9 protein-coding genes are annotated in these 17,594 nt (G+C 38.8%); 8 read left to right on the forward strand and 1 reads right to left on the reverse strand.

Annotated elements, in window-relative coordinates; all coding sequences use genetic code 11:
- Positions 1-151: 151 nt before the first annotated feature.
- Entirely contained in the window at positions 152-2,470 is a 2,319-nt protein-coding gene (locus tag ABE099_RS08680; protein WP_430029354.1) for an endo-1,4-beta-xylanase, read from the forward strand.
- A gap of 127 nt (positions 2,471-2,597) precedes the next feature.
- On the opposite strand, the gene ABE099_RS08685 is transcribed toward ABE099_RS08680, so the two are convergent.
- Positions 2,598-2,852 carry a hypothetical protein gene (locus tag ABE099_RS08685; RefSeq protein WP_430029356.1) on the reverse strand — a complete coding sequence of 85 codons (255 nt, stop codon included), beginning with the start codon at positions 2,850-2,852 and terminating at the stop codon, positions 2,598-2,600.
- A 195-nt stretch (positions 2,853-3,047) separates the two neighbouring features.
- Between ABE099_RS08685 and ABE099_RS08690 the strand changes: the two genes are divergently transcribed.
- The 7 genes from ABE099_RS08690 to ABE099_RS08720 all read left to right on the forward strand — a co-directional run bounded on the left by ABE099_RS08690 (position 3,048) and on the right by ABE099_RS08720 (position 17,543).
- Positions 3,048-5,627, forward strand: a complete 2,580-nt coding sequence (locus ABE099_RS08690; RefSeq protein ID WP_430029359.1) for an RNA dependent RNA polymerase — start codon at positions 3,048-3,050, stop codon at positions 5,625-5,627.
- A gap of 255 nt (positions 5,628-5,882) precedes the next feature.
- A complete protein-coding gene (locus ABE099_RS08695; protein WP_430029362.1) occupies positions 5,883-6,161 on the forward strand; it encodes an HU family DNA-binding protein in 279 nt (92 codons plus the stop codon).
- 16 nt (positions 6,162-6,177) lie between these two features.
- Positions 6,178-6,906, forward strand: coding sequence for a hypothetical protein (locus ABE099_RS08700; RefSeq protein ID WP_430029364.1), 729 nt, complete (start codon positions 6,178-6,180; stop codon positions 6,904-6,906).
- A 39-nt stretch (positions 6,907-6,945) separates the two neighbouring features.
- Positions 6,946-7,692 (forward strand): hypothetical protein, encoded by a 747-nt coding sequence (locus ABE099_RS08705; RefSeq protein WP_430029366.1) that lies wholly within the window; start codon positions 6,946-6,948, stop codon positions 7,690-7,692.
- A 133-nt stretch (positions 7,693-7,825) separates the two neighbouring features.
- Positions 7,826-8,368: a hypothetical protein gene (locus ABE099_RS08710; RefSeq protein ID WP_430029369.1), complete on the forward strand. Its 543-nt coding sequence runs from the start codon at positions 7,826-7,828 to the stop codon at positions 8,366-8,368.
- Positions 8,369-8,371: 3 nt separating this feature from the next.
- Positions 8,372-14,011, forward strand: a complete 5,640-nt coding sequence (locus tag ABE099_RS08715; protein WP_430029371.1) for a phage tail tape measure protein — start codon at positions 8,372-8,374, stop codon at positions 14,009-14,011.
- A 46-nt stretch (positions 14,012-14,057) separates the two neighbouring features.
- The gene (locus ABE099_RS08720; RefSeq protein WP_430029373.1) at positions 14,058-17,543 is read left to right on the forward strand and encodes a phage tail spike protein; all 3,486 of its coding nucleotides are present in this window, start codon (positions 14,058-14,060) and stop codon (positions 17,541-17,543) included.
- Positions 17,544-17,594 lie beyond the last annotated feature (51 nt).

The following is a 17,594-nucleotide window of genomic DNA, read 5'->3' on the forward strand; positions in this document are numbered from 1 at the left end:
ATTACTCCCTCAAAAACCTCAAACATCTTTCATCTGATCACTTTACTTTAAAGGAGGTGATGCGCGAAAATAAGTGACAAGCTTTTATCATCATGATCTAGACCTTCATCGTTATACCCTATTACGAGTTCAGGAAGGAGTAATGATTATTATGATGATTACCAAAAGGCCCTATTTGAAAGCGCTTAATTATTTGCTTATTTTATGTCTCTTTCTCCCTTTCCTTGCTACAGGTTCAACAGCACATGCCAACAACACCATCCTAATTCAAAGTGATTTTGAAGATGGTACATTACAAAATTGGGCAGCTCGTGGCACAACAGAGGAGCTGAATGCAACTGCGGCTGCCGCCCGCTCAGGCTCATATGGACTGCACATTACGAATCGATCTATGGAATGGCATGGCCCTACTTTAGACGTTACCAATGAGATGGAGTTAGGCAATACGTATATTTTCAAAGCGTGGGTGAAGCTACCCCAAGGCGCAGGTAATACCCCAATCTATATGTCCCTACAACGTACAACCCCTTCTAATACGTATTATGAAAATGTTACAAATGCTAATGCAACCTCATCAGGTTGGGTCAAGCTAGAGGCAACTTATAAATTTTTGGAGCCTGTTGACAATATTGCGGTTTATTTTGAGGTTCCAAGTAGTGCAACACAATCATTTTATTTAGATGATTTTACGTTAGAGCGTGCGCCCGCAGCACCTCCACTTGAAATCGAAGAGGATATTCCATCCTTAAAGGATGTGTTTGCAAATGATTTCTCCTTTGGTACCGCATTTACAAATAGTGAACTATATACGAAGGGAGATCGAGATTTATTAAAGAAGCATTTTAATACAGTAACACCAGGCAACGTTTTAAAATGGGATGCGACAGAACCGGCTGAAAATGAATTTAATTTTGAAGGTGCGGATACGGCCGTTGACTTTGCCGTTGACAATGGACAGTTAGTGCGCGGGCATACACTAGTATGGCACTCCCAGACACCAAACTGGGTATTTTACGATAACGCTGGGAATTTAGTGAGCAAGCAGGTGCTTTATGCTCGTATGAAAAACCATATTGACACTGTAATGGAGCGCTACAAAGGAAAAATATATGCGTGGGATGTTGTGAACGAGGTTATTGATCCTGCTCAGCCTGATGGCTTGCGTCGTAGCTTATGGTATCAGATTGCGGGTGAAGAATTTATTGAAAAGGCGTTTGAATATGCTCATGCAGCCGATCCAGATGCCAAGCTGTTTATTAACGATTACAACACACACGAACCTGCAAAATTACAGGCATTATACAATTTAATTCAGCGCTTGCAGGCTAAAAATATTCCAATTGATGGTGTAGGTCATCAAATGCATGTGAGCATCTATTATCCTTCGATGAGTGAAATTGAAGCCTCCATCGTTAAATTTAAAGCGCTTAATTTAGAAAGTCATATTACAGAGCTAGATGTGAGTGTATATCACAGCGATTCTCAATCCTATGAAACATTGCCAAATGATATTAGCCAAAATCAAGCTAAAGTTTACAAGCAGCTATTCGATATTTTCAAACGCCATACAGATACGATTACTAACGTGACCGTATGGGGTAAGGATGATGCCAACACTTGGCTCCGTACCTTTCCTGTTGTACGCAACAACTGGCCGTTATTGTTTGATGAGCAACTCAAAGCTAAGCCCGCATATTGGGCAATAGTAGATGTACCTGCGGGCCCAACTGCACCTGCTGTGCCAACGGGGTTTACAGCTCAAGCAGGCGATAGCCAAATTGATTTATTTTGGAATAAGGTCGCAAATGCTGACTCCTATCAAATTAAAAGAGCAGTAACTGCAAGTGGTCCATTTACAACAATCGCAACCGTGAATGGGACAACGTACAGCGATACGACGGTAAGTAATGGTACAACGTATTACTACACAATTGCGGCTATTAATTCGGTTGGTGAAAGCAAGGCATCCTCACCTATTTCCGCTACGCCAACCAGTGAACCGGTCGAAACTGGGGAGTTATCCATTCAATATCGTGTAGGAGACAGCAATGCGTTAGACAATCAAATTAATCCTAATTTTAAAATAGTGAATCATGGTAGTCAGCCTGTAGATTTAGCAAATCTCACCCTTCGATATTGGTTTACCGCCGATAACGCATCTGGTTTTAACTTCTTTATAGATTATGCACAGATTGGCAATGCAAATGTACTAGGTAAAGTGGTCGCTGTTACCCCAGCAGTCGAGGGAGCTGACCATTATATCGAAATTTCTTTTAAGTCTGATGCAGGTGTCCTTGCACCAAATGGCGACTCAGGCAGCATTCAAGCAAGGCTTCACAAATCAGATTGGAGCAATTTCAACGAAAATAACGATTACTCCTACAAGGGAACCCAGACAACATTTAGTGATTGGTCAAAGGTAACCTTGTACCGCAATGGTCAACTCGTCTGGGGCGTTGAGCCAGAGTAATGAAGCTGTAAGAGGAAGCTAATATTCGTGCTCTAAATAAAATTAGTGGTTGTCAACCACTAATTTAAATAAAGAGCCAATATTCGCTTCCTCTTTTTTGCTGTTTTGATGTTGATATAATTTTCCCCTATGAGGCTAGCTGTGCACCAAAAAATCGAAGTAATGCCTCACTGCTACGCACCTCAAACACTGGACTCCAATCATGATCCCCTTCAGGGTCCTGCCAGTCAAATTGATAACAGATTCGTCTCCCCTGTTGTTCTATTCGACTACACTTCACTTTAATATGGGCTTGCTCACCTTGCTCTATTGGATACAGCAATATTTTACCTAATGGAATAAGCACTTGCTCAGTTTTAAAATCATCACGTTCATTTGTCATTGTAACAATCAGTCCTCCAATTGCCCACTAATTATAGGAACATATGTTTGATTATAACTCTATTATATGATAGTATTACCGTATTGGCAACACAAAAAGAAATGAGATTGTCATGTCAGTCATTGTTATTTTTATTTCCAGTACCATAATGGCAATGAACTATCTATAATGGCTTTAAACACAGGGGGGCAACCTATGAATTTACAAAAGCAGGTCCAAATTTACAGTGTTGATACTAGCTTCTTTTATCATCCACATGAGCAAAAAATACATCGCCGTCTACTGCGAGCTTATGTATTTCGCAAGCAAATTAAGAGGTTAATGGAGAGCAAAAATGCACCTTATCCTATCGCGAAGCTAACACAACATCAAGAGAGCACTCAAACCCGCATTAAACGTTTAAAGGAGCAACTAGCAACAGAAATTAAAAAAAATGAGCAGATGAGGACGTTAACAGAGGATTGGCTCACACACCCCCGCTATCAAATTTCAATATTTGAATCGGTGCTTACTAGAACAATAGGGATTGAAACTAATACGTTAAGTACTGATATTTTAGTCGTCAAAACGTATTATTTTGATATTTTAAAAAATTTGATTCAGGATGGCTTTTGGTTTCAAGGAAATAAATATGTGTGCTTTACTGCAAGCGCCGGTCAAATCCGCAATAAAAAAACAATGTTTATTAAAGAGGACGTATTTATAAAGCACCAGCCCACGCTGATGTGTGGATTAAGCCAAGCAACGATCAATGCCAAAGGAGGCATCAATATTAATAAATTTCTTGCTTACCTGGCACTTTGTTCGACGGCTACTGAAGCCTGGCATGACTTTGATATTGATAAAGCTATTGTAGTCGAGGATATGGAGACGTTAGTTAATGGGGAATTTGATTATATCGATGAAAGTACCTATCAGATTACGCGACAACATATGTCGATTCCGATCAATCATACGGACGGCTGTGGCATGATTTTGCCAAGAAAAAGTAAAAGAAGCAAAATGATTCGTTTGCCTTGGGTAAAAGGCTTACTCGTCCCCTTCCCTTTCGATAAATTTATACGGGAGCAAAACAGAAACACGGGCAACAAGTATGGTGTTGTAAAGGACATTTACGGGAAGGAGCATGACCTCCTCGCTGAAAAAATTGAGGTTATTTTTACGAGAAGTCAATTTAAGCTCTGGAACTATTATGACTCTTGGGAGCAATACAGTCAGTTTTATAAGCAATTTGATTGTGAGGCTGGCTACTGTAATGAAGAGGAAACCTATTTTGCAGATGCAAAGCTTAACTATCAGGTTCTACAATCATTAAGTGAGATGACAACCAATGAACTAGCGGCGTTATGTGAACCAACGATCCAGCATATTGGGCAAATTGGGAAGGATAAGCAAGCCATGCTACGAATTTTAGGTGTCGTGCCTGCAAATATACATAAAAACTATTATCAACAGGCATTACAGATTTACCCCGAAATGCTACAGGATACATACAGCAAGGAAATTTTAAAAAGTGTAAAACGAAAAATGGTCAAGGAGGCGCGTGCAGGCAAGCTAGATATAGAGGGAAAATATACGTTTATTTGTCCTGATTTGTATGCCTTTTGTGAGCATTTGATATTGGGGCATGTTCTGCCTAAGGGCTTGCTACAGGATGGTGAGGTCTATTGCAAGCTATTTGAAGCAGCTAATGAGGTGGATTGCTTGCGAAGTCCACATTTATATCGCGAACACGCGGTGCGGCGCAATGTTGTGAGTAAGGAGCATGGTCGGTGGTTTGTCACAAATGGCTTATACACTAGTGTGCACGATACGATTAGCAAATTGCTTATGTTTGATGTAGATGGGGATAAAAGTCTAGTTTGTGCGGAACCTGTCTTAATTGAAGTTGCCAAACGTCATATGCAAAATACAGTTCCACTCTACTATAAGATGGCAAAGGCGGCAGATGAAAGGATTACGAACGAGGCGATTTTTAATGGCTTACAAGCTGCCTATACGGGCGGAAATATTGGCGTGATCAGCAATAATATTAGTAAAATATGGAACAGTCCAGTTATCAAATTAGATGCGATTAAATGGCTTTGCATGGAAAATAATTTTACGATTGATTATGCCAAAACGTTGTACAAGCCAAAGCGACCACCTCATATTCACGAGCAAATTAGTACATATACAGCAAAACGTGTGCCTCACTTTTTTTATTATGCAAAAGACAAGGATGATGGGGGCATTGAGACAATAAACCAAAGTGTGGTCAATCAGCTACAGGCTTTGATCCCTAACCCAAGACTACAATTTCAAGCTAAAAATATCGGAACCTTTCATTATCAAAGCTTAATGCAGAACACAAATGTTGAGCTAGATCCACAACTTATTGAGCTTTATATAGAACTGGATCAACGCAGTCATTTTATGATTAAGCATGACGAGGACCCTGCCCTGCTCCAGGTGTATCAGCATATACGAACTCAACTGGTAAATTTATCGCAAAAGGAACCAAGCTACATTGCTGATGTACTTGTGGAGTACCTATATGTACATAAAAAATCAAGCTATAAAACTACGCTTTGGGAATGCTTTGGCGATATTTTAGTGCAAAATCTGCATCGTAATGTGAGCACGCATCTGGCGCAATGTGAATGCTGCGGGGAACGGATTGAGCTCACCTCTAATCGACAAAAGTATTGTCAGCACTGTAAGCTAGAAAATCGCCGAGCGCAAAACAAGCTCCATTTTCAAAAATGGTATCAGTCTACTAGTAAAACATCATGAGCATAAGGAGCAGCATAAATTGCATGAGCAGCATAAAATTCATAAGCATTTTAAAAAAATGTATTTTTGCTTGATAAATCAATATTTTTTGCACGTGGTAAACCATCTGTTCATCGTATCTCCTGTATGCTAGAAAGCTTAAAAGACTTGATAGATCAACCAAAACGGTAAATAAGTTCTTAATTTCTTGATTGCCTCTAAGGGGAACATAAGTTCGTTCCTCTTCCTAATTCCAATTAGAAAGGAGTTGATTACATGAACAAATCTGAGTTTATTTCACTTATTGCAACTAAGCTAGATATCCCTAAAAAAGAAGCTGCAAATTATGTCACCACGATTTTTGATACGTTGGCAGACACGGTTGCAGTGGGGAAAAACGTACATATTACGCGCTTCGGTAAATTTGCCGTTAAGCCTGTAGCCGCTCGTAAAGCAAGAAACATTCATACTGGAGAACCTATTCATTTACCGCCATCGCACAGACTAGTATTCTCCCCTTCCCTTTCATTAAAAAAAAGGATGCATAAGAAATAAATTAGGATGACATGTGATGATGAAGATCAATGAAGCAGATATTAAGCTTAGTGCACTCGCAGGACTCCCTACTATTCTCTCTGGTGTAACCATCCAGCCTGTTGTGCTCAGAGAGATTGCCCGTATTGGCTATGAAAGCTATCAGCAGTATTTGTCTATTACTGCCTTGCAAAAGGAGCATCTATTAGAGCCGCAGTTTGCTGACAGTGTGCCAGAGCATATCGCTGTATATGATGTGATTGAGATGTTTGGGTCATCCCACCCATTGTATTCATTATTTTATACGGCACTTAGGTTCCTAATCGGAACGGATAACATCTATTATGACAATGGGCTGTTCATCGATGATGTACAAGTGGATATCCCTATGTATCAACAGCTCATCAGGATCATTCAGACTCAAAATTGTGTACCACAAGAAACAACAACTACGTTTGCTCCTGCCACAGAACGTGTGCGTATGCTACAGCAAAAAATGCAGGCAAATCGTCAAAAAATTAGACGTCTCAAAAATGAGCAACTGGAAAATCAAGATACCCCCACCTTCTATGATTTGGTATCCAGCTTATGCAGCCATGCAAATGGGATACATATTTTCAACGTATTTGACTTGAATATTTTCCAGTTCAACGACCAGTTCTATCGGATGAAGCTAGTGTCTGATTATGAGCTTAACATACAAGCATTACTGCATGGTGCAGACTCAAAACATATTAAACTAAAACATTGGATCAGCAAATCATAACAAAAAGTTAGGGTTGCAAATTTAAGGAGGAAATTACATATGCGTTATGGAACTCGTGAAATTATGGATGTAGTATTAAAGGATGTTGTGACAAAGGAGCCTAAGGTATACCTTGAAAGTCTTACAACTAGCTCACTCGAATTTGCTGGCTCTACCGTTTATGCGCGTGGTGGCAAAGGTCATCCGAAGCTCATCGGCTGGGATTCTGAAAAGGATATTACGATGACGATGGAGGATGCTTTAATCTCTAAGGAATCTTTAGCCGTGCTTACTGGCTCTAAATTTGCAAAGGCAGCTAAAATTGTACATAAAAAAGAAGTTATCGTCGTAGATGTAGATAAGAAAATCACACTTGCTAAAGCACCAATGTCTTCTCAAAAAAGCTTTTTCTACAAAAGTGCTGACGGTACCTCTATGGATGAAAAGCTGGAAATTACACCTGCGTCTGCTTCCAACATCATCGATCTTAAGGATGTCACTAGTGTAGCTGCTGGCGATCAAATTATCGCGGATTACTACTATACTGCACCAAATACAACTCAAAGCTTAACTGTTAACTCCAATGTATTCCCTGGCACGTACATGCTCGAAGGCACTACGATTTGGAAAAATGAAGCAGGTCAAGATGTAGAAGCACTATACACTATTCCTAAGCTTAAAATTCAACCAGGTTTCAAGATTGGTATGGCGAGCTCTGGTGACCCACAACCATTCACATTTACTGCCGATGTATTAAAGGATAACAAGTCTACCTCCATGGTGATTATTGATTTGCTAGAGCAATAAAATGAAGGAATGCGGTAGATCGACGAAGTTAGCTATCGCTCAACCACTAAAAGCGTAGAATGTGGGGCATATTGACAGCCCCCTCCTACGCTTCTTTTATTTTGATCATAAAATTTACAGGAGGTTTATATTCATGGCACGTACTCCACGCAAAAAAATGTTAACGCTAGATATGCTTACAAAGGATGCCGCGCAATACGATAAAAAGATCAAAGTTACCTTGGACAACCATACATATACCGAAGTATACAAAAGCTTTTCTCATGCCAAAATCGATGTGATGCTAGACGACTTATCTACATTTGTAGCAAGCTATAATGAACAAATCAGTCAACTTCCCGATTCTAAATTTCTCGATTATTTATCTCTACATATTATTTTCCATTTCTCCACACTTACAGTGGAACGAGAATACGCCTTTGAGGAAAAGGTTCAGCTATTTGAAAAAATGCTACAAAGCGATCTCACTGAGCAAATTTTCGAGGCCTTTCCAGCCAGTGAGCTAACTAAGGTATATACGCGGATTTTCAAAAAAATCGAACAATACCAGCTGCTATTAGAAAATAACGAGGCGGCTCGTGCCACCCTTGCTAATCATATTGATGAGTTGAATTTAGAAAATCGTGATGTCATTAAGGAAGTTTTGCTAGGAACTGGCTCCGCAAAGGAGGAATAACCTATGGCCTCTAAAAGCACTCCAATAAAGATCACGTTAGATATCGATCAGAAGCAATCTATTTCTCAGTTAAATAAAGCCATTAAAATGATCGAAAAAAATGCGACGCTTAAAAGGCTGACCTTAAATCTCTCTGTAGACACCACTCTAAAAGAGAAGCTAAAGGAAGCATTGAAGGAGCAGGCTGTTTACAATAGCAAGGCGCTCGCTATAGATAAAGCCCATTACTTCGCCTTACAGCAAAATGCGGCAAGAGATTTAGACTATTACAAGCAAATTGCTTCAGCTAAAGCAAAATTAGGACAGATTAAAAGTCGTCTACCTGTAAATTCAGAGGCACTTAGCTCCCTGCAAGCACTAGAGGGCAAGCTTAAGCAAATTACGAATATCGGGGATTTTTCTACCCCTATCGCAGGATTAGAGCAAGAAATCGCTAGTTTTTCCAATGAATTAACCGTAGCAGATGGTAAATCACAAGCGCTGAGTAAAGCATTGGAAAAGGTCAGTCTTTGGGGTAAGCAGTTGGCATGGACAGGTGCAAAGGATATTGTAAAAACGATCATTGAGATCGATGCCCAAATGACCTCCCTTGGCGCTACAATGGGGAATACAGCCAATTTAAAGGCAATGCTAGATAGCAGTCAGCAAACGGCAAGTCAATATGGACGTTCGATTCAAGAGATTAATCAGCATATGCTTAGCTTTGCTGGGTTAGGGTATAACGAAAGTGACACCACTGCCTTAAGCAATACCGCTGCTTTATTCCAAAATATTGCGAATCTATCTCCAGAACAAAGTATCCAGACGGTTACTGCTGCGATGTCTGCCTTCCAGATTGAAGCTGAAAAAAGCACAAGCATTGCCGACAAGGTCGCAAGTGTGAATCAAACCTTTGGCACCTCCACTACAGTATTGTCCACCAGCTTAGCAAACGCCGCCGAGGCGGCACGTAGCTATGGCTTTTCCATTGATGACGTACTTGGCAATACCGCCGCCATTTCTAACGTCACCCACCAAAGTGGAGAAGCAATCGCAAGCTCACTACAGTCAATTTACGCAGGGATTACCTCCTTGTCTACCGCAGGTCCTCTCCTATCTAATGTTGGCATTTCCATGCAGGATGTAAGTGGGAATATGAAAAGTGGATCTGCTATTTTAGCTGAACTCGCAGGCAAATGGTCTTCATTGACCCAAGCCCAGCAAACGAACCTTGCAACGCAAATTGCAGGCAAAGACGGGCTAAACGCCTTTATTGCCCTGATGGGACAATACGATCTTTCCAGTCAAGCAACCACCTCTTCCCTGTATGCCCAAGGCACTGCGATGCAAAGCAATGAAGTTTATATGGATTCGCTAAGTGGGCGAATTCAGGGGATGAAGACCGCTTGGGATGGGTTGGCGGTGAGTTTGGGGGATGGTGGGGTTAATACTGCAATTGGTATGCTTGCAAGCCTTCTAACTAGCCTAACAAATGGAGTGACCTACTTAACCGAAAAATTTGGTGCTTTACCTGTCGCATTAGGCGCAACGACTTTTGTATTATCATTGTTAAAAACATCGTTCACAGCTTTAATGACAAGCATCTCAAACACAGTGAAGACAATGCTTAGCTTACCCGCAGCTAGCGTTAGCGCTGCAACTGGCATTTCAGGTGTAAACGCGGCAGCAACGGCAGGTGCATTAGGTATGCGTGGTCTAGGCGCAGCTACTACCGCAGCAAAGGTTGCATTCAAAGGACTGATGTCGGCTACTGTCGTGGGTGCATTATTTACTTTGATCGGAACTGGATTAGAATGGCTGATCAATAAATTTACCAACGCAGACGATAAACAAGAACAATATTTTAATCATCTTAATGAAAACATTAATCAGTCCAATGAAAAGATTAATTCACTACAAAATCTTAAAAGTGCCTTAGATGATAACTCTAAATCACAAGAAGAACTGAATAGTTTATTTTCTCAAAGCTCCAGTCTAATTCCTGAATTGATCGATCATTATGATAGTGAAGGAAATGCAGTCTACAAATCAAAAGCAGCGATTGATGAAATGATCGAATCGGAAAAGAAACTAAATCTTGCACGTGAAAAAAGACTGTATGCTGAAAAAGGAGATAGTTTAGCGCAAGTTGGAGAACAGGTAGAAAAAGCTAAAAGCGATATAAACAAAAAGCAGAATCCACAAAATTATGCTTCCACTGCCTATGAAGCCGTTACCTATGCACAGCAATTTGTTAATGATAATGATTTAAATCAGCTAGATAAAAATTCACAAGATTATATTACGAAAGCTACGGAATTAAACAATAAAATAAAAGAAATTTTTGCAAATAACAATATAGTTATGCCTGATTTTTGGTTAATGAATCAAATTGGTGGAGACTATGATCAATTAGATCAATTTGCTGCTAATGTACGTATGAATTTAACCAACGTAAACAATGACATACAAGGTTACAACGAAACGATTCAAAATGGTGTTTCACAATACTCCAGTCATTTTGCGTCGTTTAACAATCAATTGTTAGCTGAAAGCAACAATACAGATGGCAATATGAAGCTATTTTTCAATAAGATTGCGACCTCATTTGCAGAAGGCTCTACAATTACTGAGAATGGGACTCAACAATTAATTTATGACTATCAAGATTTCGCAACCTCAGTGAACAGCTATTTAGCAGAAAATAAAATTGATATATCCCAAGCGATTAACAACGGCAATCTTAATGAGGTTTTGGATGGGCTTAAAGCGCAGTTCCCACAATATGAAGCTTTATTTGAGAAGATGCGAACGAGTGCTGACACAGCCATGAATGCCCCTACTGCTAAACTTCCTGTATGGGATGAGTTTGGAAAAATAATCGGTGAAATTAGTGGCAAAGCAGATCAAGCTGCGAATAGCTTTATTGATTTAGAAGAAAAGCTAGACGCTAACGGTAACGTTCGAGGTTATACAGGCGCCATTGATAATATTACGAACCGTTTTCTCTCCTTAGCAAAACATGTTGATAACACTAAAAGTGGGATTTCTTTATTAGAAAAGGCTCAACAAGAGCTAACAGATAACAATCTTCTGTCGGCATCCACTTTGCAACAGGTTATTGATAAATATGGAGATCGAATAGATGTCACGAATTTAACAAGGGAAAGCATTGGAGAGTTAATTAAACAGGTAAAAAAAGATGAAATCGTTACAAGACAATCAGAAATAAATAAAACTGAGATTACAATAAAAGAAGCCAAAAAACGTATCGAAATGCTGAAGGCTCAAATGTTAGCCTTTAATTTAGTTAGTTTTCTACTTAATTCAAAACTTACAGAAGGTATTAATACCAATCTAGAAGCTCAAATCAGTAAAGAAGAAAAAAGAATACAGGGGTTATTCGCATATATAGATTCAGAAAAAAAAGAAATAGCTCGTCTAAAATCAGATAACGCCTCATCTAATAAAAAAGGCTCTGGTGGAACTAAAAAGGCGACTACACCTTCATCTTCTTCTACAATCAAGGAAAAAGATACAAAAGATACTACAACTGCCCTAATTAATGACATCAATAAAGAAGCCAAGGCTAGAGAAGAACTTAACAAAACAATTTTAGATCGAGCAAAAAAACTCGAAGATGAAAAACGATACTCCGATGCCATAAACAAAACTACAATGTCTCTTAAATCACAAGCGATTGAAATAGACCTTCTTAATAAAGCTAACAAAACACTAGAGAGCCAACGAACGAAACTCCAAAAAAACACGGGCTATAACATGTCTGGGTGGTTAGATAGTAAAGGTGAAGAGAGCTTATCCTTTGTTAAGTTATATAACTCTTCATCCGAAAAAACTCAAAAAAAATTAAAAACTTCTTTTGATCAATGGAAATTATTCAGCAATGCCATTAAAGAAAATAAAGAAAAAATTACAACTTTAAATAATGCTTTACCAGATACAGAAAAAAATTTAGATGGACTGAAATTAAGTCAATCTAATCAAGAGCTAGATGCGCGAAATAAAGTGCTTGAGGAGTTGGATCATAACCTTACTGTCGCAGAGAAAACACAAGCGACTTATACAGAAGGCACAAAAGAGTATAACGAGCAGCAAGCTCTCCAAAATCAGGTTACGAAGGCTAAAATCAAGTTTTATCAAGAAGAAATCGTCGCAACGGAGCAAAAATTAAAGCAAGGTGATCTCACTAACGAGCAAATTGAGCTTTACAATGACTATCTTAAAAAAAACAAGCTTGCCTTGCTAGACGCGCAAAAAGCAGCTCGCACTCTAGCTGAAACTTATGCAAATGATATTGTCAACAACTACAAGCGAATGCTTGAGAAAAAACGAGATTTGGAACTACAAGGCATTGAAAATTCAATTAAAGCTGAAAACGACAGGCACAAAACTTACACTGACAACCTAGATAAAGAGCAAAAGCAATTCGAAGAATATATTAATCACAAGCTTAAATTGATGAATCGTCAGGATGCTACAGATGATTATGAAGATGAGCTTCGTAAAAAGCTAAATGAACGTCAAACTCTCGTAGATAACATTAATACCCTCTCTCTTGATAACTCCATGGAAGCTAAAGCGAAAAAGAAAGGCTTGCAAGAGCAATTAAATACAAAAAATCAAGAAATTGAACGCTTTAAGCTTGATCGAGAGCGGGAACTTAGAAAAGAAGGATTAAGTGATCAACTAGAGGATCGCAAAAATTATCTTAGCAAGTTACAGTCAGAAGAAAACGATCATCATACTAAACTACTGGACAATTTGGATGAGAAGAAAAGGAAAACAGAGCAAAACTTTAAAGATATTTTGACTAATGAGCAAAAATTTTATGACATGAAAAACGCCTTACTCAGTAATGATAAAAATACGGTTAGCTCAACAATTGCTACTTTAAAGGGTGAATATGAGACCTTTTTCAAATCATTGACCACTGAAATGTTTACTACTGCTAAGGAGTTCGAGAACTTAAAGTATAGCTTTGAACAAGATAAAAACAAGTTAAATCATTATAATAATCTCCAAACGGATACAGGTAACACCTCATCCCCATTACCGTCATCACCTTCCCCTGCCAATCCGATTGCAGATCGAGCAAGTGGATGGACAAAGTATTTAAATAATAAATATGAAGCAGAGGCTCTTTATGAAAAGACTGCTAACTTAGATAAAAAATCATCCGACTATAAAACAAATAAAGCTATAATCGACAAGCTAAAGGAAGAAAACGATCGGCTTAGAGCGCAATTTGGTTTTGCTGATAAAAGCTATGCGGACTTAAAGGATTTAGCCGTGTATCATGCAGGTGGCGAGGTTGGAATTGCGGGTACAAGTACTCAAAAGTGGTGGAACAACATATTAAAATCTGATGAGGTCCCTTCTATTTTAAGAAAAGGCGAGGTTGTACTAAATGATCCTCTCTCCTTTATTAAAGAAATCGTAATGAATACAGCACAGAACCTTATGAATACAGTACGTCCCTCCACCGCCCCCTCTCCTATGGCGCAAACAAGCTCAGGAGATGTGAACATAGACACCATTGTCATTCAAGCAAATGATCGAGATACAGCGAATACGCTATTAGACAAGTTTAGTACGGCATTAAATAATGCAAATAAGCTTGGTATTTTTAAAAGTGGAAGTTAAAGTTACATGAAGTTAATGAACTCTTCCCCATTCAGGAGGTGAATATATGCTTGGAGAAATTGACTACCATAAGAAGCCGATTCAACCACAATATTTTTTATGTAAGCCAAATCGAGAAATCATAAGCAAGTTAAGCGAAGCCTTTAATGATCGCTTAAGTATTTCGTTAAATAGTGTAGATGAGCTTATCTTAAGTCTTCCCTATCAAATAGAAATTCGCCATCAGCTTACTCGTAACAAAAATGTAGATCTCATTCATGAGAAATACTTAATCAAAATGGTAACAAATAAAGACATAGCTTGGTTTATCATTCATGAAATATCAGAAGAGGTTTCAAATAATAGCGACGTTAAAACACTAAAATGCTATTCATGCTCACACGAGTTGACTAATAAATTAATTAAAAGCTACTCCGTTGAATCCTATTATTGTCGTCAAGTACTTAAGGATCTATTAGCCAACACAATTTGGGAAATTGACTACATTGATGCTGATTTTGATCTCACTTACAGAGCTTTTGATTTCCCTTCAAGTAATGTGTTAGAAGCAATTTATTCCGTCGCAGACACGTATAATGCCATTGTCGAGTTTAATACAGATCAGAGAAAAATTAGCTTTAAAAAACCTGAGCTATTTGGCACAAATAAAGGGCTAACGATCAGCTATGGCAAGTATATGAAATCAATGAATCAAACGATTAGTGCAGAACAAATGGTAACTAGATTGGTTGCTAAAGGTAAGGATGAGCTTAGTATTCATAAGGTCAACCCTACTGGACAAGGCTATATTGAAGATTTTAGTTACTTTATGTATCCCTTTGAACGCAATGATCAACAGCAAGTGAAAAGCTCTTCCTATCATATGAGCGATTCTTTATGTCATGCGATTTTAGACTATCAGTTACTTGTTGAAGAAAGCACAGGACAATTTGAAGCTCGCTTAAAACAGTTAAAACAGCACGAGCAAGAGTTAGGTCAGCTTGAAGTTGAGCTTAATAAGCTCAAAAATAATGAAGCTGTAATTACAGATGTGGTGCTTAGTCAGCAATTCGATGGAAAAATGTTTTTTGAGCGTTATGCCCATGTCGGTAGCTCCTCCAAAACCTTCGAAATAAATAAATTGTACCCCTTTGCAGTTTTGATTAAAGTCGATCAAGATGCTGTAAATGCTGCTGTAGGTGATCTTATTCAGAGAATTCCAGCTAATAAGTGGACGCTACTTGGCAAAGTTAAAGATATTGAATCCTTACAGGTCAACGTCGAAGGAGCTAAAAGTAATGTTTTTATTCAAGTTGCCAATATCACGCTAGATGAATGGAGCTCGCCTAACAATCATGATGTAATCATTCAAAAATATAGCCTAGACAACAAAGAAAATGAAATCGGCTTTAAATTACAACAAATAACACAAAAACAGAATCAAATCAAAGGAGTTCAAGCACAAATTGATGCTTTGCAAGACAAATTGCTAGCGCATAACAACTTTACCCCTGCTCAGCTTCAAGAACTCAACCCTTATGTGATTGAACGTGAATTTAGTGATGATACATATGTAGACGAGCATGATCTTTACTTAGCAGCACAAGAAAAATTTGCAGAGCTTCAAAGACCCGCTCTCTCACTTGATATTGACATCGTTAATTTTCTAGAAATTATAGAAGAACAACGCAATTGGGACAAGCTCATGTTGGGTGACTTTATAAACATTAAATACGAGCCAACACAAACGAAGATCACCGCTCGTATCGTTAACATTACTTTTGATTATGAAAAAAGTGATATTAAATTAACGTTATCTAACATTAAAGATGTCCATGATGAGAGCAAAAGCTTAGAAAAATTTCTACACGACGCCAAATCCACCAACATCATTGTCGATACCAACAAAAGCAAATGGGGCAAAGCCGTCATCTCTTCGAACAACATGACCAAGCTTTTTGAAAACTTCTGGAACAACGTAACAGAGCAAATTAATATGGCAAATAACGAATTTGTCCATATCGACCATCGGGGTATTACGATCTACGACATCCATGATCCGAACAAATTTGTGCGGATGACGCACGGCGCAATTGGCATGACGGACAACGGTGGTTTGCTGTACAAAATGGCAATTACCCCTACTCATATCGTGGCTGAAAATGTATGGGGTAAGCTATTTGTAGGTGAACGTCTCACGTTAGGTGACGTGGATGGGTTGCTAGAGATTACGGGGCCTAAGTTTATGATTTTTGATCGTCAAGGAAGACTAGTTCAACAAATGGGATTATTGGCGACAAATCCTGATTTATTTGGCACAGAGGTTTTACATTACAACACCGAAAATAGTGGTGACAATACTGTTATTAACAAAGTTACTATGACTAATAACAATGGTTTTAGAATCGAACGGAACGTAAACGGAGAATTTCAGCCTATATTTAAAACAACCCCAGAGGGTGATTTATATGTTAGAGCAGGTACAGATGATGAGGTATTTACGATCAATGAGCAAGGACTTGCTTTAGGTAGCTCTGATTGGGAAAATGCCCCTTTTCATGCGGATTACAAGGGTAATGTATGGATGAATAAACTCTTTGCATTTGAAGCAGACATCAAAAAGAGCAAGTTTACTGATGGTCATATCAAAGGCTCTGACTTAATTTTAGAAGATGGCAAGGGTGGCATCATTAGCATGTTCCCTCAGTATGGGTTATGGTTTGGTGCTGAAAAGGCAGAAGATGCCCCTACTTGGATCAAAATGGACGGAACAGGCATTTTCAAAAAGCTCATTGTCAAAGACAAAGATGACGGGCTGATGATCGATTCCGAAGCCAAAAAAATATTTATGGATAATTGGGATTTAGTTGGTGCAGGTATGGTGGATACTGAGCTACTTGCAGCTAATCTTGTCTCTGCTGAATTTGGTTATATCTCCGATCTTACAGCTAGTAAGCTATCCACTATGTCCAGAAGTGCCATTAATGCATACGCCAATTTTATCAATATTGAAAAAAACAACATCAAATGGATTACAGGCAAGGTCGTTCAAGGAGAGCAAAAAAAGCTGTCTGATGGACGACCTTTATTTTGGCTAGATGCCTCGCAGACTGGCAAAATGACCACAGACACAACCCCATATCCTGTGTACGAATATATTTTGGATAAAGAAACCACCAAAACAAAAATGGAGCAAGGCTTTGATGATAGTGGTGATAATAACCCCTTTATTACAATGGGTGCAGGCGATGGCAGTAGCGAGACTAGCGGTAAAGCTAACCTAAAAAAATATAACGGTGGCTTCAAGGTATCCTACAATACCTCCAACTCTGGCCGAGATATGAGTATCGATTTCAAGGATAATGGCGTCTATGTCAATGCTGAAACGGACAAAGTGCAAATTCAAGGCAAAGACTTTGAAGTCAAGGCACAAGGCGGAAAAGTTACCATCGCAGATGCTAGTGGTTCTATGATTACACTGGAGAATGGGAATATTAAGATAAAGGCAACGGGTAGGCTGGATGTCGAGGCGACTAGTTATAATTTTAATTGAGTTATACATAGGTAATAGATAGTTTTATATAAGAACTAAAGCAATGAGGTG

It is taken from the genome of Paenibacillus turicensis (genome assembly GCF_050461185.1).
Classification (GTDB): domain Bacteria; phylum Bacillota; class Bacilli; order Paenibacillales; family Paenibacillaceae; genus Fontibacillus; species Fontibacillus turicensis_A.